Source organism: Marinobacter antarcticus, from assembly GCF_900142385.1.
Taxonomy (GTDB): domain Bacteria; phylum Pseudomonadota; class Gammaproteobacteria; order Pseudomonadales; family Oleiphilaceae; genus Marinobacter; species Marinobacter antarcticus.
The window spans coordinates 1,669,437-1,690,767 of the sequence record NZ_FRAQ01000001.1 but is presented as its reverse complement, the minus strand read 5'-3'; the positions used below and the strand labels follow the sequence as shown (position 1 = coordinate 1,690,767).

The following is a 21,331-nucleotide window of genomic DNA, read 5'->3' as shown; positions in this document are numbered from 1 at the left end:
GTTCAATTTTCAAACAGCACTTCAACATCAAGATAACCGCTCAGGGTTTCCGGGTTCGCACCCTCAACCCAGGGCATAACACCCAGACAGGGAGCCTGGAGATGCTCTACAAGATAGCGCAGAGTTTCCTGTTCACAGCTCATTGCCACAGACTCAGCGTGATTAGCCGCCCAGCCCGCGAGCACCAATCCATCGTTGCGGATAGCCTCCGCTGTTAACAGCGCCTGGTTAATACACCCGAGCCTGAGAGCAACCACAAGAATCACCGGCACACCGAGTTCCCGGGGTACGGCCGAGTATGTTTCCCGGTCATTCAACGGGACTCTCCAGCCGCCGGCACCTTCAATCAGCAAAAGATCCGCCGGGCGCATTTGCATTCCACGGCAGAACCCCACCAGCCGGTCCGCAGAGATGGTACGCCCTGCTTGCGCGGCTGCAACATGCGGCGCAATGGCCGGCGCCAACGCGACGGGGTTCACAAGATCGTAGGCAATCGTTTCAGTGGCCGCTTGCTGGAGAGCCAGTGCATCTTCATTGCGATGCCCCTCTGGCGTGCTTTCGCAGCCGGAAGCAATGGGTTTCATACCCAGCGTGCGCTTGCCAGACGCTTTAGCGGCTTCCAGAATTGCCGCAGATACCATGGTCTTTCCAACCCCTGTATCTGTACCTGTCACAAAAAACGTTTTTTTAGCCATAGCGTCAAACAGTTATCAGGATCTCAATAAATAGCGACAATCCGACAAAGCCTGCAAAAGACTATCCAGATCATCATGTGAATGGGCAGCACTCAGCGTAACCCGCAAGCGCGCTTCACCCTCGGCTACCGTGGGAGGCCGGATAGCCGTCACTAGCAATCCGTGCTCTTCAAGCGCGTGGCTCAATGCCAGGGCTCGTGTGTTGCTTCCGATCATAATGGGCTGAATGGGCGTGCGCGAAGGCATGAGATCATAACCCAGAGCGGAAGCCTTATGCCGGAACCTCTCAATCAGATTATGCAGATGCGAACGCCGCTCATCGCCATGCTCAATCAGATCAAGACTGGCGCAGGTTGCCAGCGCCAGTGCCGGAGGCATGGCCGTGGTGTAGATGTAAGTGCGGGCCTTCTGCACCAGATAATCCATCAGCACTGCCGACCCGGCCACAAACGCCCCACTGGTACCCGCAGCCTTCCCTAATGTGCCTATAAGAATCGGCACATCGTCTTCAGACAAACCGTACTCCGCTGCGCTCCCCTGCCCATGCGGCCCAAGAACCCCGAAACCGTGGGCATCATCCACCACCAGCAAGGCACCGTGCTGCCGGCAAACCTCAGCCAACTCGCGCAGAGGAGCCACATCACCATCCATGCTGAACACACCGTCGGTAACCACCAGCTTGTGACCTGAAGTCTCAGCAAGCATGGCCGCAAGCGACGTCACATCCCCATGAGCATAACGGCGAACCTTCGCCCGACTCAGGATGCAGCCATCAATAATGGAGGCATGGTTCAATCGATCTGAAAAAACCGTATCCCCACGCCCTGCCAGCGCAGAAATCACACCCATATTGGCCATGTAGCCAGTAGAGAAGAACAGTGCCGAACTGCGTCCGGTAAACGCCGCAAGACGCTCCTCTAAGAGGTGGTGCGCCTCATGGTGCCCACAGATAAGATGGGAAGCCGCTCCACCCAGCCCCGTTTCCGGCAAGGCATTTCGGAGTGCTTCAATATTTGCAGGGTGATTGGCAAGGCCAAGATAGTCATTGCTACAAAACGAAAGCAATCGCTTGCCATCGGCTGTTAACACCGGCTGCTGAGGACCTGAAACCTGCCGACGTGTCCGGTAGAGCCCGGTCTGTTTTCGTTGTTCCAGTTCTGACGCAAAATCCCGCACGTTGTTTGCTCCAATGCAGGTCAGGCAGATTCCCGAGTAGCGTCATAAAACATGTGACGAGTCGCCTCATGCTCCAGCGCCCCGGCAATCGCCTCTTCCTCCTGCGCCTCAGATGCACACTGTTCCCGCTGCTCCGGCCGGATACCCAGGCGACGGAACAAAGCCATATCCGCATCCGCCTCCGGATTCGCCGTCGTCAGAAGCTTCTCGCCATAGAAAATGGAATTCGCACCTGCCAGGAAACACAACGCCTGCATTTGCTCATTCATCATTTCCCGCCCTGCGGACAGGCGCACGTGAGAAGCCGGCATCATGATTCGGGCGACTGCAAGAACGCGGACAAACTCAAACGGATCCAGATCCTCCACGTGTTCCATGGGCGTCCCTTTCACCTTCACCAGCATATTTACCGGCACACTTTCAGGGTGATGCGGCAGATTTGCCAGCTGAGTCAGAAGTCCGATCCGATCATCTTCATCCTCGCCCATACCCATAATGCCGCCACAGCAAACTTTCATGCCCGAATTACGCACATTATCAAGCGTATCCAGCCGATCCTGATAGGTACGTGTGGTAATAATGTGGCTGTAATATTTTTCGGAAGTATCAAGATTGTGGTTGTAGTAATCCAGCCCGGCTTCTGCCAGCTCTCCGGCTTGCTCCGGCTTCAGCATACCCAACGTCATGCAGGTCTCCAGGCCCAGAGACTTCACCTGTCGAACCATGTCCAGCACATAGGGCATATCCTTCGCAGCCGGGCTTCGCCAAGCAGCGCCCATGCAAAAGCGCGACGCACCTTTTTCCCTGGCGGCGCGGGCTTCCGCAACGACTGTCTCGATCGCCAGCAGTTTCTCCTTTTCCAGACCGGTATTGTAATGACCGCTCTGGGGGCAGTATTTGCAGTCCTCCGGACAGGCTCCGGTTTTGATCGACAGTAAGGTGCTGATCTGCACCTCGTTTGGGTCAAAATGCTGTCGGTGCACCGACTGGGCGCGGAACATCAGATCATTGAAAGGAAGCTCAAAAAGTAACCGAGCTTCCTGGAGCGTCCAGTCGTGGCGTATTGCTGTGGCAGTCATACAGAAGTCCTGTTAACCTTTTTCGGTATCTGGGTTTACGGATGAATCAGATGATAAAGGGACTGAACCGGCTGTCAACCTTAAAATCATTATTGGTTGACAGAGAAAACATCAAAGGCCTGTGCGTCGGCTGCCTTTCCTCCACTTCTGTTAACGGCTTATGCTGTTCTTGCGAGGCCGACCTTCCGGTTAACCGATGGCACTGCCACTGCTGCGCCCTGCCGCTCGCGTTCTCTGGAGCTGACTTACTTTGTGGTGACTGCCTGACATCACCGCCGCCGTTCGATCGCTCTCTAATACCCTGGCGCTACCAGTATCCGGTCGACAGCATGATCAGCCGCTACAAATACAACGGCCAGCGGAAATTTGCCCGACCACTTGTCACAGGCTTCTCGGACTACCTGCAATCCGCTTTCGAGGGCTGCAGTGATGCCAAGCCGGACATACTGATTCCCTCACCCATGCTCCCCGCTCGCCGTCGTAAACGCGGCTTCAATCAGGCCAGGGATATTGCAGAAAGCCTGGGCCAGGCACTGAGCATTCCGGTTGACGCTGGCGTGGTTCGCCGGATACGCAAGGTTCAGTCCCAACGAGGACTGAGCAGAGAGGCAAGACTGGCAAATCTTCGTGGCGTTTTTAAGGTCTGCGCGGCGGTGCCAGAAAGGGTCGCCATCGTGGACGATGTGGTAACAACCGGCGCTACGATGCGGTTGCTTGCGTCGGCGTTAAGGGAGGCAGGCGCACAGGAGATTCAGGTTTGGGCACTGGCGCGGACACCAGGCTAACCTGATCTGACCTATGCCAGCTTGTTCTTCACCAGATCGGCAATTGCCAGACAGGATGTCAGCCCCGGAGATTCAATACCAAAAAGGTTTACCAGCCCCGGAACACCGTGCTCCTCGGGACCATCGACCCGGAAATCAAAAAAACCGCCTTCCGCATCTTTCAACTTCGGCCGGATGCCTGCATAGGCCGGCTGGAGGCGCTCGACCTCAAGGCCGGGCCACCACTGCCTGATACCAACCGCAAAGGCACGCACCCGCTCGGGATCAACCGCATAATCCTCCCGCTTGATCCACTCTACGTCCGGGCCAAAGCGTGCCTGGCCGGCGAGATCAAGAGTAAGGTGAACACCCAAGCCACCCGGCTCGGGAACCGGATAGATCAGGTTGCTGAACGGATGACGACCGCTATAACTGAAATAGACACCCCGGGCGAACCATTGGGCTGGTTTCTGCTCATCAGGAATACCCACCCAGTTCCGGGCCAGCGGAACCGCACCTAACCCGGCCGCATTGACAAGATTCCGGACCTTGAGCGTGCACGGCATAGCGCCGGCGATCTGAATCAGGTGGCAGCCGCCCGCTGATTCCACGCGTTCGACCGGTGAGCGTAATACGAGCGAACCACCCGCATCCTCCAGTTCACCCAGTAACGCAAGCATAAGACCATGAGTATCCAGAATGCCGGTTTCCGGCGACCAGAGCCCTGCGCTAACGCGGACTTCCGGCAACTGCCGGGCGACGGTCTCACCATCCATCAGAGCCAGAGCGATATCATTTGCCGCAGCGTGCGACTGAATTCCTTCAAGCAACCGGCTTTGCGCTTCACTGGTGGCAATAATCCACTTGCCGCACTTTCGATACCCTACCTTGTGGCTTTCGCAGTAGTCGTATAATTGCTTGCGGCCCTTCACGCAAAGGCGGGCTTTCAGTGAGTTCTGCGGATAATAGATCCCGGCATGGATCACCTCGCTGTTTCGTGACGAGATACCTTCGCCAAAGCGATCTCCGGCTTCCAGAACAATCACGTCACGGCCTGTCCGAGCGAGGGCCCGGCCAACCGCAAGCCCCACAACACCGGCTCCGATAACAGCGGTGTCCAATTCGAGAAAATCACTTGTCACGAGATAAACCTGCTGCCGGCTGAGCGTTTCCGGTAAACGGAAAACAAAGGGGCTTACGTTAACCCAATCCTGCGCATGCAGGAACCCATGGAAACATCCCGGACCCGTATTACGGGAGCACTGGCAAGCAGGTATACTTGAGCCCAAATTTACCAGCTTGGCTTCGCTTTATGATGAACGTCTCAGCCCATCCATACGATGCCCTGACTCCGGACACACTTCTGGATGCCATGGAAGAAGCCGGCTTCGCAGTCAGTGGGCGCCTTTTTGCTCTGAACAGTTATGAAAATCGCGTGTACCAGATAGGGCTGGACGAAGGCCCTCCGGTGGTCGCCAAGTTCTACCGCCCCGGTCGCTGGACCGAAGAGCAGGTGCGAGAAGAACATGAGTTTACCCGGGAGCTGCTGGAAGCCGATATTCCGGTGGTAGCGCCCCTTGAAATGCCATCCGGCGACACGCTCGGAAAGCATGGTGAGTTTATGTTTGCTGTCTTTAACCAGCGTGGCGGCCAGGCGCCTGACACAAGCATTACCGACACCCTGTATCGACTCGGACAATGGCTCGGCCAGATTCACAACATTGGTACCCGGAAGCCTTTTCAACATCGCGTGGCCCTGTCGCCTCTGGATGGCATTGAAGCGAGCAACCATCTTTTACTTGAGGGAGACTGGATCCCGAAGGACCTTCGACCAGCCTGGGACAGCCTGATTCCAGACCTGCTAACCCACTGCCGTGCCCGCATGGAAGATGCCGGCACCGTTGAAACGCTGCGACTGCACGGAGATTGTCACGCCGGTAATATTTTATGCCGCGATGAGCAGATGCTTTTTGTGGATCTGGACGACTGCCGTTCAGGCCCTGCCATTCAGGACATGTGGTTGTTACTGAACGGCGACGATCACGAACGTGGGGCACAGCTCGGTGAATTACTGGAAGGCTATGAAATGTTCCGGGATTATAATCGCCGCGAGAGACACCTGATCGAGCCTTTGCGCTGTTACCGGCAGATCAGCCACTGCGCCTGGCTTGCAAAGCGCTGGGATGATCCTGCATTTCCGCGCTTTTTCCCATGGTTCGCTCAGCCCAGATTCTGGTCAGATCAGGTGTTATCACTGAGAGAACAGCTGGCCGCTCTGCAAGCGCCGTCTATTACACTCCCCGGTCAATATTGATCATTCATTCACGTTCAAAATGAGGTAGGCATGAGCCAGAACGAGTCCCGTTACACCATCCGCAGCCTGTTTGTGACCGCCCTGGCCACCATCATTGGTACCGTACTGGTACTGGAGGTCAGCGGAAGCATCAAACATTCAGATAACAAGGATCATGTGCCGGTCGGCGACTTCCAGGCGATCCATGTAACGCCGGGCGAGACCTTCCGCATGTCACCCAAGGCCTCCGAGCTCCACGCGACCTGTGAAAACGGCTATCTGGCCGTCGCTGCGGATGTGGACTCGTCCTTCCGTGGCATCCTGGTGGATTACAAAAACCGGGGCGTACGCTGTTACCGGCCCTCTCCCACTGCGCCGGCGGCAATACCTCAGCCCGATGCGCCCGCTCAACAAGAGGATCCCGCCAGCGATGAGTAGAACCGATCGCTCACCGGAGCAACAGACAGATCGGCTTTTCGCCACCGAACGGCAGCCTGAAGACTTCCGTTTCGATGCGGCGGTTGCCCGCGTATTCCCGGATATGATTCGCCGGTCTGTCCCCGGTTACACCACCATCATCCCGATGATTGAAGTAATCACAGAACAGTACGCCCAGCCGAACTCCAATTGTTATGACCTGGGCTGCTCACTGGGAGCCTCCACCCTGGCCATGAGGCACGGCATTTCGTTTGACAGCTGCTCTCTGGTGGGCGTTGATAATTCCGAAGCGATGATCGAGCGCTGCGAGCATCACATCGCTCTGGATGATCACTCGCTGCCGGTCAGTCTCCGTTGCGAGAATATTCAGGAAACAGAGCTGACTAACGCTTCCGTGACGACTCTGAACTTCACGCTGCAGTTTGTTCCGCCAGAGCAGCGAAGCAGCCTTTTGAGCAAAATTGCCGATGCAACCCGGCCTGGTGGCGCGCTGATCCTTTCGGAAAAAATCCGCTTCGATTGCGAAGATGAACAGACCATTCAGACCCGCCTCCACCATGAATTCAAACGTGCCAATGGATACTCAGGCCTGGAGATAAGCCAGAAGCGCAGCGCCATCGAGCAGGTGCTGATTCCGGAAACACTGGACGCTCACAAGCAGCGTCTTAAAGACGCGGGCTTTGATCGAGTGCTGGTCTGGTATCAGTGCTTCAACTTCGTATCCATGCTGGCTATCAAGGCCGACTGAAACCCATACGGAGAGCGAGCAGACCATGTCGAACTTTGACTGGAAAACCTGTTTTGGGCGGCTATTGACTGAGCTGGATAACACTGGCCAAAGCAGCTGGGCAGATAGTGTCAGAAGCCAGCTGACACACCGCTTTGATGACAACCCCCACGGCGACCTCGGCCGCTGGCAGTCAGCACTGGACAACCTCCCGGATATTTCCGGGATAACATCAGAACTGAACACCTCCGCGATCACCCTCGGCTCAGCAGGCTCCCTGAGCAGTAACCAGCAGCAAGCGCTTGAGCGCGGACTCAGGGGCCTTATGCCGTGGCGCAAGGGGCCCTTCGACTTCTTCGGCACCCACATTGATACCGAATGGCGTTCTGACTGGAAGTGGGACCGGGTATCACCGTACCTTTCAGACCTTGCCGGCCGGCGCATTCTGGACGTAGGTTGTGGCTCGGGTTATCACTGCTGGCGCATGCTGGGCGAAGGTGCAGAACGTGTGATCGGTATTGATCCCGGGCTGCTGTTCATGTTCCAGTTTCTCAGCTTAAAGCGCTATCTGGGAGAGGTTCCGGTCGACCTTCTCCCGATACGTATGGAGGACCTGCCTGAAGGGCTTGAAGCCTTTGACACCACCTTTTCCATGGGCGTGCTTTACCATCGCCGATCGCCTCTCGATCACCTGCTGGAGCTGAAAGGTACGCTGCGCCTGGGAGGAGAACTGGTACTGGAAACTCTGATAGTGGATGGGCCCGAAGGCTTCAGCCTGATGCCCGAAGACCGCTATGGGCAGATGCGCAACGTATGGTTTCTGCCAAGCTGCGACACGCTACTGAGATGGCTGGATCGTACCGGATTCCGCAACGCCCGGGTTGTGGATGTCTCGGAAACCAGCACTGACGAACAGCGCAGCACAGACTGGATGCGCTTCAATTCCCTTAAGGATTTTCTGGACCCGGCAGACCCCACGAAAACCATAGAAGGCTATCCCGGACCAAAGCGCGCCACAATCATTGCAGAGAAACCCTGAAAACAAAAACCCGCCGTGCCGGTTAAGGCAGAGCGGGTTTTTGAACTGCCTAACGCTTAGCCGTCAAACGGGTGGCGCAGGATAATGGTTTCAACCCGGTCAGGACCGGTGGAAATAATATCGATCGGAGCTTCAATATTCTCTTCCAGAAACTGGATATAAGCTCGGGCATTTTCTGGCAACTGCTCCAGCTTAGTCAGCCCGAATGTGCTTTCACTCCAGCCCGGCAACTCGACGTATACCGGCTCGATATCCCTATAGCTGTCGCAACCGATTGGTGGGCGGGTAATTTCGCCATTAGGCGTTTTATAGCCTACGCAGACCTTGACGGTTTCCAGCCCATCAAGAACATCCAGCTTGGTCAGGCAGATACCGGACACGCTGTTGATCTGAATTGCATGGCGCAGGGCAACCGCGTCAAACCAGCCACAACGGCGGGAACGACCGGTTGTTGTACCAACCTCACTGCCTTTGACCGCCAGATGCTGCCCCATTTCATCAAAAAGCTCAGTCGGAAACGGGCCAGAGCCAACACGAGTGGTGTAGGCCTTGGTAATGCCCAGCACGTAATCGAGATACAAAGGGCCAAAACCAGAGCCCGTGGCGGTGCCGCCAGCTGTAGTATTAGATGAGGTTACGAACGGGTAAGTCCCGAGATCTATATCCAGCAAGGACCCTTGGGCACCTTCAAACATGATGTCCTGCCCACGCTTGCGATAGCCGTGAAGCAAATCGGTAACGTCTGCAGCCATAGGCAGAATTTCCTCACCCATCTGCTTCAGCTCTTCCAGAGCCGCATCGATATCTTCAGCGTCTTCCTTGAAGTACTCGGTCAGTACAAAGTTGTGATAAGACATGATTTCCCGCAGCTTCACCTCGAAGCCAGCCGGATTGTGGAGGTCACCAAGACGAACGCCACGACGGGAAACCTTATCTTCGTACGCCGGACCAATTCCCCGGCCGGTGGTGCCTATCTTGTCATTACCTTTGGCGCGTTCGCGAGCCTGATCAATACGCACGTGAGTGCGCAGGATAATCGGGCACGCCAGGCTGATACGCAGCCGGTCGCGAACCGCAACGCCGGATGCTTCAAGCTCCCGGACTTCTTTCAGAAGGGCTTCCGGCGAAACAACAACCCCGTTACCAATCAGGCACTGAACGTCTTGCCGCAGGATACCGGAGGGAATCAGGTGCAGGGCCGTTTTCTTGCCTTCTATGACCAGAGTATGGCCCGCGTTATGGCCGCCCTGAAAACGGACCACCGCTGCCACTTTTTCTGTCAGCAGATCAACGATTTTACCCTTGCCTTCATCACCCCACTGGGTGCCCAGCACAACAACGTTTTTACCCATGATTCTCTCTCAATGCGCACACAGTAAAGCGTGCGTCTTGCAAATTTGGTAAATGTACCTGTATGAGCTCAGCTCAGCGTCTGAACGACCCAATCATCACCCTGTTTTACCAGCTTCCGGTCACATCCCCGGGTTGAGGGATCCACTCCGCTGTCTTCCGGTAGTGCCCGGACAACGGTCTCCGTCATCCTCAGCTCCGAGACCACCTGCTCCAACGCTGCATCATCGCCTGCAGGCGCCCAAACGGCTTTGCTGCCACTGACAGAGCGCTCGCCCAGAGTTACCAGCGCCCGTATGTCCAGGCTGAACCCTGTAGCAGGACGTGCCCGCCCGAAATCACTGCCAATGGCATCATAACGGCCACCCTTGGCAACGGAATCACCGTGGCCCGGCACATAAGCGGCAAACACCAGGCCAGTGTGATAGTTGTAACCGCGCAGCTCGCAGAAATCGAAACCGAAACTGACTTCCGGAAAGTCTCTCTCGAGCATCTCCGCGACCCGGCCTAACTGATCGAGAGCTGCGCTCAGGTTATCAGAGGCACCACTCAGTATTCTGCGCGCCTCTGCCAGAGCTTCCGGGCCACCGCTTACACGGGCAAGTTCACGAAGACGCGCACCTGCTGATCCTGCCGGGCAGTCACCGAGAAGCCTGTCAAGTTCAGGTACCGACTTGCGTGCCATAGCATCAAAGATCGCCGCACTTGTATCACGATCAAATTCAGCCTCGCCAATCAGGCTTTCGTAGATGGACACGTGGGCCAGATCCAGGTGGACGTGCGGCAGGCCAGCAACGCGAAGGGCCTCAAGCATCAGGCTGATGACTTCCAGATCCGCAGACTCAGACGCGCTGCCGAATAACTCGCAGCCTGCCTGAATCGGCGTACGCCCGGTCAGCATATGTTTAGGGCGGGTATGAAGTACATGCCCGGCATAGCACAGGCGCGTAATACCCTCCTGCCCCAGAGTGTGGGCGTCAATGCGCGCAGCCTGGGGCGTCATATCGGCACGAACACCCATCATGCGCCCGGTCAGCTGATCCGTCAGCTTGAAGGTCTGCAACTCCAGGTCGTGTCCGGTTCCGGTAAACAGGGATTCGAGGTATTCGATAAGCGGCGGGATTACCAGTTGGTAGCCCCAGCGCTGGCAGGTATCCATTACATCCCGGCGCAGCGACTCTATCTGTCCGGCCAGTGGCGGCAAGATATCCTCCACCCCGTCCGGCAGTAACCAGCGATCAGATACTGTCATGAGATTCCGTTGTCCATCCTGCGCACTCCTGCTCGTCATGCAGAAGAAGCACACAGATATTAGGGTGACATTCGGGGCAGAAAAACCCGAACCAAAACCTGACGGATTTTACACTGTTGGGGGACACAAAAAAACCGGAATACCTGGGTATTCCGGTTTTTCGGTGTACCGGGCGAGTTTTAGCTTCCGCCCTTTGAATCCTTCAGGAATTTCATGAATTCACTGTTGGCGTCAATAACCATCATGTCGCTTTTGCTGGAGAAGGTATTCCGATATGCCTGGAGGCTACGGTAGAAGCTGTAGAACTCCGGGTTGGAGCCATAGGCATCTGCGTAGATCCGGGCAGCTTCACCGTCGCCTTCACCCCGGGTTGTTTCCGAGGAGGCGAATGCTTCCGCCAGTGTCACAGTTCTCTGACGATCGGCATCTGCGCGGATACCTTCGGCCAGCTCACGCCCTCGAGAGCGGAACTCCTGAGCCAGCTTCTCACGCTCAGTCGCCATCCGGCGATAGACTGCCTCACTGACTTGCCCCGGGAACTCGATGGCCTTGATCCGGATATCTATTACATCAATACCGAATTCCTTGACCGACGTCTCGTTAACCCGTTCACGCAGGGTGCTCATCAGTTCATCCCGCTGACCTGAAACCACTTCGTGCATGGTACGAACACCAAACTCATCCCGCAGGCCGTTATCCACTCGGGATAACAATAGCGACTGAGCGCGTAACTCATCCCCGCCTGTAGCACGGTAGAACTGATCCACATCGCGGATCTTCCAGGCGATATAAGAGGTGACGTCCAGCGGCTTCTTCTCAACCGTCAGATACTGCCGCGAAGGCAAATCCATGGTCAGCAGGCGGATATCAAACTCCCTGACCTGATCGATTACCGGCACCTTGAAGTGAATGCCCGCCTGGACGTCGGTCTCAACCAACTCACCAAACCTCAGCATGACCCCACGATGGGTTTCAGGAATAATAAAGACACTCGAAAGTACCAGCAGAACAACGATAAGAGCGCCTGCAAGACCCGCTACACTTTTAGATCCCATGATTATCTGCTCCTCCGTGTATTAGTGTCCTGCCGGGTTCGAATTTCCTTGATAACCTGATCCGTGACCGTCTGGATATCCATCTGCCCGTCGCTGCCGGAAGACTGGTTTCCGCTTCGTGGCAACCCGCCGCCCTGGGTAAGGCGATCCAGTGGCAGATACATCATATTGCCGCTGCTTTCGGTATCCACAAGAATCTTGCTGCTGCTCGAAAGCACAGTCTCAAGGGTCTGCAGGTACATACGCTCACGAGTTACCGTCGGTGCCATCTGATACACAGCCAGCAACTCGAGGAAACGGGCGGTTTCACCACGGGCACGCTCGGTGACTTCTTCCTTATAGGCGCTAGCCTCTTCAATCATGCGTTGGGCTTGACCGCGGGCTTCAGGAACAACCTTGTTTCGGTATGTTTCCGCCTCTTCCTTCACTTGCTGCTCGTCCTCACGGGCACGCTGAACCTCACGGAACGCGTCCTGTACCGCTGGGGGCGGCTGGGTGCTTTCAACGTTAACCCGGACAATTTGAAGACCGGTTCCATATTCCTCAAGGAAGCCCTGGAGCCGCTGCTCAACACGAACGGCCAATTCTGCGCGCCCCTCCGTGAGCACATCATCCAGAGACGAACTGCCAACCTCATGGCGCAGCGCACTATCCGTCGCAAATGCCAAAGCCTGGTTGGAGTCCCGGACGTTCAGCACATAGTCACGAGCCTCGCCGACACGGTACTGCACCTGCAGGTCAACCGTGACCAGGTTTTCGTCCTGAGTCAGCATCTGGCCACTGGATTGGGCGGTTCTCACGCTGGTGACCAGCACCTTGGTGACGTCATCAATCAGAGGCACCTTGAATCTCAGGCCAGGGCTTTCTGTCTTGGAATACTCACCAAACCTCAGCACTACCGCGCGCTCCTGCTCGTTCACAGTGTAGAACGACTGAAAGATCACGTAGCCCACGACAAGAATGGCTCCCAGCGCGAGAACGGCACCAAAACCGCCCGCCACACCTGAACTACCGCCACTGTTGCCGCCGTCGCCACCTGATTTCTTGCCTTTGCCACCCAGCATTTTATTGAGTTTGTCGAGACCTTTTTTCAGCGCCTCATCAAGGTCTGGTGGTCCCTGATCATTACCGCGACGACCACCACCATTTCCCCAGGGGTCATTGTCATTGCGGTTTCCACCCGGTTCATTCCAGGCCATAGTTCTCTCCGTTCCTAACATGTCGAATGGTTGCAAATACTAGGGATTTATAATCGCCCCGGCAATAGCTGCTATGGTTTCAGGCTTGCCCGTTATCCAGGCGCACTGTTTCTTCACTCATGCCGGCACGGCTCAGCAGCTGCAGCCAGTCCCGGTGTTGCAGCCGGGTTTCGAGTACCGTGTCTCCGGTTTCCCGGTGCTTTTCACTTAGCACCGAGCCAGCCTCGTGCAGGAGCGCCCGGAGCTTGCCATCAGCAGGCCCGAGCAAAACAAAATGGTGTACAACATCTTCAGCCAGTCGCTCTACGATGGCGTCGTAAAGACCATCCAGGCCCGCACCCGTAACGGCCGAGACCCAGGCACGAACAGGCACGCCATCCTCATTGCGCTCGACCCGAGGTGTAAAATTGTCCAACAAGTCTATTTTGTTGAACACTTGAAGCACAGGTACCTCATCGGCGCCGATTTCCGCCAGCACTTCCTCAACCTGCTCAATGTTTTCATCACGACGGCTGTCGTGGCTGTCAACAATGTGCAGCAGAATGGTTGCTTCCGTCGTCTCTTCCAGGGTTGCCCGGAATGCTTCAACCAGTTTATGCGGCAGATGCCGAATAAAGCCCACGGTATCTGCCATTACGACCGGCCCGATATCCGGAAGTTCCAGGCGCCGGATCGTCGGATCCAAAGTTGCGAACAACTTATCTGCAGCGTATACGGAAGAAGTGGTAATCCGGTTGAACAGAGTGGACTTGCCAGCGTTGGTGTAGCCTACCAGAGATACCGTCGGAATATCAGCGCGCTTACGCGCTCGACGACCCTGATTGCGCTGACGACGAACCTTTTCGAGACGTTTGTGGATGGACTTGATGCGTTCGCGCAACAGCCTACGGTCGGTTTCCAGCTGGGTTTCACCGGGGCCGCGCAGGCCAATACCGCCTTTCTGACGCTCAAGGTGCGTCCAACCGCGAACCAGGCGCGTTGACATGTGGTCCAACTGGGCCAGCTCTACCTGCAGTTTGCCTTCATGCGTGCGAGCGCGCTGAGCAAAAATATCCAGAATGACACCCGTGCGATCGAGCACGCGGCATTTTAGCTCACTCTCGATATTCCGTTCCTGACTAGGTTTGAGGGCATGATTAAACAGAACAACATCTGCCTCATGCAGCGCCACCGCATCGCGGATTTCCTCAAGCTTGCCTTCGCCCACGAACAGTCTGGGGCTGGGCTGTTTGCGGGAACCGGTCACTACTCCAACCGACTCAACTCCGGCAGATGACACAAGCTCCCGGAACTCATCCGGATCTTCAGAGCCGTCATGGGAGGTAAAATCGATGTGGACGAGTATCGCTCGCTCACCTACATCCGGGCGTTCAAACAATGGGCATCAACTCCGAAACAGCTTGGCTGTTATCCTCATAAAAACAAACACCCGCGACCATCGGAACCCAGAGGCTCGTCAGGAACGCGGGTGGCAATACCGGCAAGCCGGGTCAATTCAGTCTTCAGGCTCACCATCTTCCGCCGGATTCTGCTGAGGAATGCGAACATTCCGGGCAGGCACAACGGTGGAAATTGCGTGCTTGTAGACCATCTGGCTGACAGTGTTTTTCAGCAAAATCACAAATTGGTCAAAAGACTCTACCTGCCCTTGCAGTTTGATGCCGTTAACCAAAAAGATGGAAACCGGAATGCGTTCCTTGCGTAAGGCATTGAGGTAAGGGTCTTGTAACGAGTGCCCTTTTGACATGTGTGTTCTCCTGTTTATTAGTAAATGCAGATCGTCAATATTCAGAGCTAAATGTGGTGTGAAACCTGACTTTTTTCAAGGCTGCCTCAACGATAAACCCGTCTTCGCTGTCCAGCCAGTTCAAATCAGACCACTTGCGAAGCCAGGTGAGCTGCCGCTTGGCAAGCTGACGAGTGGCCGCGGCGCCCTTACTTACAAATGCGTCATAATCATGTTCGCCGGCCAAGTAACTCCAAGCCTGACGATAACCGACACAGCGCATGGAAGGGAGGTCCGGGTTCAGATCACCTCTGCCCATCAGAGTACGGACTTCATCCAGCAACCCCGCTTCCAGCATATTCAGAAAGCGCTGGTGAATCCTGTCGTGAAGCACTCGCCTCTCCGGGGGCACCATGGCAAGCTGCGTTATAGTATACGGAAGCGATGAAGTTTCGTCTGCCTGCCATTGAGTAAAATAAGTGTAATCCTCAATACCCTTACGGCCTGCCTCTTGGCGAAATGGCCGGCTGCCCTGCGCCTCCCAGAAAGCCGAAATCGGCCGCCCGGTCAGGCGGATAACTTCCAGAGCTCTTAACAGGCGCTGATGATTATTCGGATGGATCAGTTTTGCCGCTACCGGATCGGTTGCCTGCAGTTCCGCATGCAGCGCAGCCCATCCAAGCTGTTCTGCCTCCGCCTCAAGAGTTCTGCGTAGCTCCGGACTGGCCGACGGCAGCCCCGACATACCATGCAACAATGCCTTGAAGTACATCATGGTGCCGCCCACAAGCAGAGGAATACGCCCGGCAGCGGATATCCGTTCCATTTCAGTCAGTGCATCCCGACGAAAATCGGCAGCAGAATAGGTTTCAGACGGATCGCAGATATCAATCAACCGATGGGGGGCGCGGGCCAGTTCATCAGCAGTGGGTTTGGCCGTACCAATATCCATGCCACAGTAAATCATTGCCGAGTCAACGCTGATGATGTCGCATGGCAGCTGCTCGCAAAGCGCCATGGCCAGATCCGTCTTGCCTGAAGCCGTGGGCCCCATCAGGAAGATGGCCGGCGGCCTGTCCTGCTCACCACAGGCGCTAGTCGGTTGTGGCACTCTTGGTGACACTCTAGCGCCCCCGCAGGAACAGCTTGTCTAGCTCCGCCAGTGTAACCAGCGTCCAGGTGGGGCGGCCATGGTTACACTGACCACTGCGCTCTGTCGCTTCCATGTCCCGAAGCAGGGAGTTCATTTCAGGCATGGTTAGCTGGCGATTTGCCCGCACCGAACCATGACACGCCATGGTCCCGAGAAGCTCGTGGGTAACGGCTTCGACCCGATCACTCTGGCCGTGCTCAATCAGATCAGATAAAACATCCCGAACGAGCTGCTCTGTATCGGCTCCCCGCAGCAGCGCCGGTACCTGCCGGATTGCAAGCGTCTCAGGCCCGATACGCTCAATCTGCAGCCCAAGCTGTTGCAGGTCCTCTCCGTGAGTTTCAGCGAGCGCCGCCTCTTTCTGACTGACAGCAAGAGACAGAGGCACCAGTAACGGTTGGCTTTTGAGATCCTGCTCTGCCAGTGCGCGCTTCATTCGCTCGTAGGTAATACGTTCGTGAGCCGCATGCATATCCACTACGATCATCCCGACACTGCTCTGGGCCAGTATATAAATGCCGTGCAACTGGGCAATAGCATAACCCAGAGGCGGCTCTTCATGACCATCCGCGTTGACCGGGTGATCCATCGATGGGGCAGGCTCTTGCCGGGCAGTAACACCACCGCCACCGAGAGACTGATAAAACGCCATCTGATCGCTCGCCCGCCATTCCTGCTGCGGCGCTACCTGCCCGCCAAAACCAGCACCCGGAGCATGACTGTCTGCGGAAGGCATCGCCGGCTGCCCGTTCCAGGACTGGTGCGGAGCAGCTGACCTGGCTGCCGGAGATTCTCCCGGCCCTGAGACCTCGCGACCGAAGGACTGGGCCACCGCGCCCCGGAAATGGTCGTCAGGCCGCACATCAGCCAGAGCTTTGTGCAGCGTACGGAAGATAAAATCATGCACCAGACGACCATCGCGGAAGCGCACTTCGTGCTTAGTCGGGTGCACGTTCACGTCAACCGTGGCGGGATCGACTTCAAGGTAGAGAACAAACGCCGGGTGGCGGTTGTTGTACAACACATCGCGGTAGGCCTGGCGAACGGCATGGGCAACCAGCCGGTCACGGATTACGCGGCCATTGACAAAGAAATACTGAAGATCGGACTGGCTGCGAGAGAATGTAGGCAAGGCCACCCAGCCCCACAGGCGCAAACCTGTGGCCTCCGCATCAATAACCACCGCATTGTCGATAAACTTCTGCCCGCACAAGGCACCAATGCGGCGTTCTCTGTCCTGCATGGATTCCGCAGGCCGGAGGTTCTGAACAACCCGCTGGTTGTGACGCAGAGTAAAGCCTGCATCAAACCGACTAAGCGCCTGGCGCCGCACACACTCTTCTACGTGGTTGAATTCGGTTTTTTCGGTACGGAGAAACTTGCGCCGCGCCGGGGTATTGAAAAAGAGATCCCGGACTTCAACGGTGGTGCCCACAGGATGCGCAGCCGGCGAGATTCGAGCGTCCATGTCACGACCTTCAACTTCTACCCGGGAAGCTGCCTCTTGCCCTTCTGTGCGGGAGGTCAGCGCAAGGCGCGACACAGAACTGATACTGGCCAGAGCTTCACCCCTGAAACCGAGGGAAGCCACGGCCTCAAGATCATCAAGGCTGGCAATTTTGCTGGTGGCATGGCGGCTTAGCGCCAGAGGCAGGTCGCTTTCAGCAATACCACTGCCGTCGTCACGCACCCGGATCAGCTTTACGCCTCCCTGCTCCACTTCAACATAAACGCGGTCCGCGCCCGCATCGAGCGCGTTTTCAACCAGTTCCTTGACAACGGATGCAGGGCGCTCAACTACCTCGCCCGCGGCAATCTGGTTTGCCAGCCGCGGCGAGAGCAATCGGATGGAGGGCATGTTTCGGGGCTACCTCTTGCTTCAGGATGAAGGAATACGAATGGTTTGCCCTACCATAACACGGTCGTCCCTCAGGCCGTTAAACTGCATCAACTCGCTGACAGTGGTCTGATTTTCCCGCGCCAGTCCGGATAAGGTATCGCCACTCTGAACCCTGTGCTGGCTTATAGCGTTGCCGCCCTGACGGTTCTGTTTCTGCCATGCCAGCAAGGTGCCCGGCGGGGGTGTTTTACGAAAATACTCGTCAACACCATTCATGATGGCGCCAGCCAGTTTCCGGCGATACCAGTCCGTAGCCAGATTTTTCTCTTCCTGCGGATTGGAGATGAAACCCGCTTCCACGAGGATGGAAGGGATATCCGGTGACTTGAGCACCGCGAATGCCGCCTGCTCCACACCTGACTTATGCAGGCGAGCCACGCTGTTGAGCTTGCCCAGCACGGAGCTGCCCACACCGAGGCTGGCGTTGATGCTGGCTGTCATGGACAGATCGAGCAACACGCCGGCCAGCATATCATCCCGCCCATCCAGAGAAACGCCGCCGGTACCGCCGATGAGGTCAGAGCGGTTTTCACTCTGCGCCAGCCAGCGCGCCGTTTCACTGGTTGCGCCGCGCTGAGACAACGCAAACACTGAGGCGCCCTTGGGCTGAGGCGTGCGGAAAGCGTCCGCATGCACCGATACAAACAGGTCGGCGCTGTACTTGCGGGCCAGAATTGTCCGGTTCCTCAGCCCGATATAATAATCTCCGGTACGGGTGAGCTTGGCGATGTAGCCTGGCTGTTTATTAATCATATCCGCAAGGATGTGAGCCATTTTCAGAACAACATCCTTTTCGCGGGTGCCTCGCGGCCCGATAGCTCCCGGATCCTCACCACCGTGGCCCGCATCAATAACCACAATGACATCGCGCTTGCCGGCCGAATCGTGGGTTACCGTAGGTTTGGTCGCTTTTTCCAGGCGGCTGCCACTTTCATCAATGAGGTCAAGCACCAGGCGATGTCCATACTGCTGGTTGGGCTCTAGCTGGAAGCTCCGGGGCTTAATATCACTGACAAGATCAAGAACCACCCTCAGATCTGTGCCGTTACGCGTCGCACTTCGGATGCGCCGGACCGGGCTACCGGACAGATCGAGTTTGTCGAAATCTGTATTCAGCCGGGTATTCTTGAGATCAATCACCAGACGCGAAGGGTTACTCAGCGCGAACATGTTGTGATCAACCTTGCCCGCAGTATCCAGCACCAGGCGAGTGTGATCCGGCGCCGGCCAGATGCGGATACCTTCCACCTGAGTACCGGCCTGAGCGGACATGCTTGCCATAAGCAGGCACAGAGTCGCCAGAGCAATCATTGCTTTAATCGTGAGCTTGAGTTTATTCATACAGCTTGCCTGTTTATCCAGTGCCAGTCCGTTAATGGTCCGGCCCTATCAGTTCAAGTTCGTTCAAAAGTGATGCACCCAGTTCAGAGCCTGCCCGGACCACCGCCGAGCGACCTTCGCCCTGATACTCCAGGTGCACTTCGAGATCGGGCGCGGGCAGCAGCCCTTCTCCACGCTCTGGCCACTCGATAAGACAAATACTCTGGCCGTTGAAGTAATCCCGGATGCCCATGTATTCAAGCTCTTCCGGGTGGCCCAGCCGGTACAGATCAAAATGATAGATCGGCGGTGTCAGGTCTTCGTAAGGCTCAACTATCGTATAAGTCGGGCTCTTCACAGCGCCCTTGTGCCCAAGCCCCCTGATAACTCCGCGACTGAGCGTGGTCTTACCCATTCCGAGATCGCCTTCGAGAAACACCGTCAGCCCCTGATCCGATTCTTTTGCCAGGCGGGCAAGCTCTCTTCCCAGCTTCTCTGTCTCGGCCTCGCCTTCCAGAAACAGTCTGCGCTCGTTCCCGAAAATGCTCATTCTCCCTCCTTGCTGCAGTTACTGCCCGGCTCTGCTTCCCGGAAAACCAGCGGCAATGCATCAATCACGTCGGTCGGTATCAAGCCGATATAGCCCTTGTCCGCTGAAGCTCTGCAGGCAGCCTCAAGGTGCACCACCGCTCCCAGGGTTGCGGCACGGGCAGGCGCTTCAGTCGTCTGGGCATAGGTCTGGGCATAGAGAGCACCGATGATTCCGGATAACACATCACCCATGCCTCCGGTCGCCATACCCGGGTTGCTGCCACCGGCAATATCCACCGCTTCCGCGCCAGACGCGATGATCGTCCCGGCCCCCTTGAGCAAGACCACCCCACCGTAAAGGGACTGCAACTTTCTGGCCGCAGCCACGCGATCGACCTCTACTTCGGGCACCAGGCAGTTCAGCAGTCTGGCCGCCTCGCCCGGGTGCGGTGTCAGAATCTGGTTGCGGGCGGGCGTCACTACCCGGGACGAAAGCAGGTTCAGAGCATCTGCATCCAGAACACGGGGCTTTCCGCTTTCAACCACCTGCTGCAGCATTTGTTGTCCCCAGGAGTTCTGCCCCAAACCTGGCCCGCACACCACTACCGTTGCGGCATCCAGCAATGCTGGCAGTTCCGAACCGTGAATCAGGCCGTGAACCATTACCGACGGACAACGCGCCAGGGCGGCCGTTACATGTTCAGGGCGCGTTGCCAGTGAAACCAGCCCCGCACCGGAGCGCGCCGCCGCTTCTGCTGCCAGCATGCCGGCACCACCAAAACCCCGGCATCCAGCGACCACCAGAACATGACCAAACCGGCCCTTGTGGGCGTTAGCCGGCCGCGCAGGCAGCCAGCCCAGTACGGACTCCCAGCGCCGAAGCATGGCGATCGGGGCCTCGCCGCTCTCAACGACGCCGGCGCTTGCATTCAGTGTTTCAAACATTACATCGCCACACACCGCAGCGCCCTGGCCGGTATACAGCCCGACTTTACGGCCGATAAATGTGACGGTCATGGCGGCCTGCACCACCTCGCCCTCAGCCGCACCTGTGGTAGCATCCAGGCCGGATGGCAAATCCACAGCCAGCACGGGTAGTCCGGAGCGATTACAGCATGCAATCACCCCGGAAAATGGTTCTCTGGGCGCGCCGGAAACACCGGTGCCGAGCATGGCATCAACAATCAGCTCTGCTGTTTCAAACACAGAGTCCAGCTCAGGCTCGCCGATATCCGCCAGCGCCTGCACCTCTACGCCATCAGCAACAGCTTTCTGCCAGGCTTGACGGGCATCACCGCCCAATTTCTCTGTGGGAGCAACCGCAATACAGCGCACAGCCAGCCCGTGCCGCACGGCATTGGCCGCTATCAGATACCCATCACCGCCGTTATTACCAGCACCGCAGAGAACCAGCAGAGGCTCCACTCCGGGCCAGCGCACAACCAGCCGGCGAAATGCCGCACGAGCGGCGGATTGCATCAGGTCAAAACCATCAACGCCTTGTTGCCCGATAACATAATGATCAATTAGGCGCACAGAATCGGCGGAAAACAGTGCGTCTGATAAACTGCCTCCAGCGTGCTGTGGCATGAGCCTTTGCTCCCGTTACAGAAACCGGTTTAAGAAAATTGGCC

The 21,331-nt window shown here is 56.7% G+C and carries 20 protein-coding genes; 5 read left to right on the top strand and 15 right to left on the bottom strand.

The annotated features are described in order from the left end of the window. Positions 1–2: 2 nt before the first annotated feature. The 3 genes from bioD to bioB are packed head-to-tail and all read right to left on the bottom strand — an operon-like array spanning position 3 to position 2,950. Positions 3–695: a dethiobiotin synthase gene (gene bioD / locus BUA49_RS07965; RefSeq protein WP_072796641.1), complete on the bottom strand. Its 693-nt coding sequence runs from the start codon at positions 693–695 to the stop codon at positions 3–5. 15 nt (positions 696–710) lie between these two features. After that, on the bottom strand, positions 711–1,871 hold the full coding sequence (bioF, locus tag BUA49_RS07960; protein ID WP_072796640.1) for an 8-amino-7-oxononanoate synthase: 1,161 nt from the start codon (positions 1,869–1,871) through the stop codon (positions 711–713). Between the two features lie 20 nt (positions 1,872–1,891). Further along, the gene (bioB, locus tag BUA49_RS07955; RefSeq protein ID WP_072796639.1) at positions 1,892–2,950 is read right to left on the bottom strand and encodes a biotin synthase BioB; all 1,059 of its coding nucleotides are present in this window, start codon (positions 2,948–2,950) and stop codon (positions 1,892–1,894) included. A gap of 329 nt (positions 2,951–3,279) precedes the next feature. Here bioB and BUA49_RS18030 point away from each other — a divergent pair, with 329 nt between their 5' ends. Then, the gene (locus BUA49_RS18030) at positions 3,280–3,735 is read left to right on the top strand and encodes a ComF family protein (protein ID WP_228704428.1); all 456 of its coding nucleotides are present in this window, start codon (positions 3,280–3,282) and stop codon (positions 3,733–3,735) included. An 11-nt stretch (positions 3,736–3,746) separates the two neighbouring features. Here the strand turns inward: BUA49_RS18030 and BUA49_RS07945 are convergent, their stop codons facing one another. Beyond that, the gene (locus BUA49_RS07945; protein WP_072796637.1) at positions 3,747–4,856 is read right to left on the bottom strand and encodes an NAD(P)/FAD-dependent oxidoreductase; all 1,110 of its coding nucleotides are present in this window, start codon (positions 4,854–4,856) and stop codon (positions 3,747–3,749) included. A 170-nt stretch (positions 4,857–5,026) separates the two neighbouring features. On the opposite strand from BUA49_RS07945, the gene BUA49_RS07940 reads away from it, so the two are divergent. Genes BUA49_RS07940 through cmoB form a run of 4 tightly spaced genes read left to right on the top strand, consistent with a single transcriptional unit; the run spans position 5,027 to position 8,211 of the window. Beyond that, complete coding sequence (locus BUA49_RS07940) at positions 5,027–6,028, top strand: serine/threonine protein kinase (protein WP_072796636.1); 1,002 nt, start codon at positions 5,027–5,029, stop codon at positions 6,026–6,028. Positions 6,029–6,058: 30 nt separating this feature from the next. After that, positions 6,059–6,445 carry a kinase gene (locus BUA49_RS07935; RefSeq protein WP_072796635.1) on the top strand — a complete coding sequence of 129 codons (387 nt, stop codon included), beginning with the start codon at positions 6,059–6,061 and terminating at the stop codon, positions 6,443–6,445. Beyond that, complete coding sequence (gene cmoA, locus BUA49_RS07930; protein WP_072796634.1) at positions 6,438–7,193, top strand: carboxy-S-adenosyl-L-methionine synthase CmoA; 756 nt, start codon at positions 6,438–6,440, stop codon at positions 7,191–7,193. Before BUA49_RS07935 ends, cmoA begins: the two co-directional genes overlap by 8 nt. Before the next feature lie 25 nt (positions 7,194–7,218). Further along, entirely contained in the window at positions 7,219–8,211 is a 993-nt protein-coding gene (cmoB, locus tag BUA49_RS07925; protein WP_072796633.1) for a tRNA 5-methoxyuridine(34)/uridine 5-oxyacetic acid(34) synthase CmoB, read from the top strand. A gap of 56 nt (positions 8,212–8,267) precedes the next feature. Here cmoB and BUA49_RS07920 read toward each other — a convergent pair whose 3' ends face one another. The 11 genes from BUA49_RS07920 to BUA49_RS07870 form a co-directional block, all read right to left on the bottom strand. After that, positions 8,268–9,563 carry an adenylosuccinate synthase gene (locus BUA49_RS07920; RefSeq protein WP_072796632.1) on the bottom strand — a complete coding sequence of 432 codons (1,296 nt, stop codon included), beginning with the start codon at positions 9,561–9,563 and terminating at the stop codon, positions 8,268–8,270. A gap of 68 nt (positions 9,564–9,631) precedes the next feature. Next, entirely contained in the window at positions 9,632–10,813 is a 1,182-nt protein-coding gene (locus BUA49_RS07915; RefSeq protein ID WP_072796631.1) for an ATP phosphoribosyltransferase regulatory subunit, read from the bottom strand. 179 nt (positions 10,814–10,992) lie between these two features. Beyond that, a complete protein-coding gene (hflC, locus tag BUA49_RS07910) occupies positions 10,993–11,868 on the bottom strand; it encodes a protease modulator HflC (RefSeq protein ID WP_072796630.1) in 876 nt (291 codons plus the stop codon). Between the two features lie 2 nt (positions 11,869–11,870). After that, entirely contained in the window at positions 11,871–13,067 is a 1,197-nt protein-coding gene (gene hflK / locus BUA49_RS07905; protein WP_072796629.1) for an FtsH protease activity modulator HflK, read from the bottom strand. Positions 13,068–13,146: 79 nt separating this feature from the next. Next, positions 13,147–14,445, bottom strand: a complete 1,299-nt coding sequence (hflX, locus tag BUA49_RS07900; protein WP_072796628.1) for a ribosome rescue GTPase HflX — start codon at positions 14,443–14,445, stop codon at positions 13,147–13,149. A 117-nt stretch (positions 14,446–14,562) separates the two neighbouring features. After that, positions 14,563–14,814: an RNA chaperone Hfq gene (hfq, locus tag BUA49_RS07895; protein ID WP_072796627.1), complete on the bottom strand. Its 252-nt coding sequence runs from the start codon at positions 14,812–14,814 to the stop codon at positions 14,563–14,565. A 34-nt stretch (positions 14,815–14,848) separates the two neighbouring features. Continuing rightward, positions 14,849–15,847, bottom strand: a complete 999-nt coding sequence (gene miaA, locus BUA49_RS07890) for a tRNA (adenosine(37)-N6)-dimethylallyltransferase MiaA (RefSeq protein WP_084063515.1) — start codon at positions 15,845–15,847, stop codon at positions 14,849–14,851. Positions 15,848–15,917: 70 nt separating this feature from the next. Beyond that, complete coding sequence (mutL, locus tag BUA49_RS07885) at positions 15,918–17,804, bottom strand: DNA mismatch repair endonuclease MutL (RefSeq protein WP_072796625.1); 1,887 nt, start codon at positions 17,802–17,804, stop codon at positions 15,918–15,920. A 21-nt stretch (positions 17,805–17,825) separates the two neighbouring features. After that, complete coding sequence (locus BUA49_RS07880) at positions 17,826–19,157, bottom strand: N-acetylmuramoyl-L-alanine amidase (protein ID WP_407656690.1); 1,332 nt, start codon at positions 19,155–19,157, stop codon at positions 17,826–17,828. 61 nt (positions 19,158–19,218) lie between these two features. Then, positions 19,219–19,716, bottom strand: a complete 498-nt coding sequence (gene tsaE / locus BUA49_RS07875) for a tRNA (adenosine(37)-N6)-threonylcarbamoyltransferase complex ATPase subunit type 1 TsaE (protein WP_072796623.1) — start codon at positions 19,714–19,716, stop codon at positions 19,219–19,221. Continuing rightward, positions 19,713–21,287 carry a bifunctional ADP-dependent NAD(P)H-hydrate dehydratase/NAD(P)H-hydrate epimerase gene (locus BUA49_RS07870; RefSeq protein WP_072796622.1) on the bottom strand — a complete coding sequence of 525 codons (1,575 nt, stop codon included), beginning with the start codon at positions 21,285–21,287 and terminating at the stop codon, positions 19,713–19,715. The genes tsaE and BUA49_RS07870 overlap by 4 nt, the downstream gene beginning before the upstream one ends. Positions 21,288–21,331 lie beyond the last annotated feature (44 nt).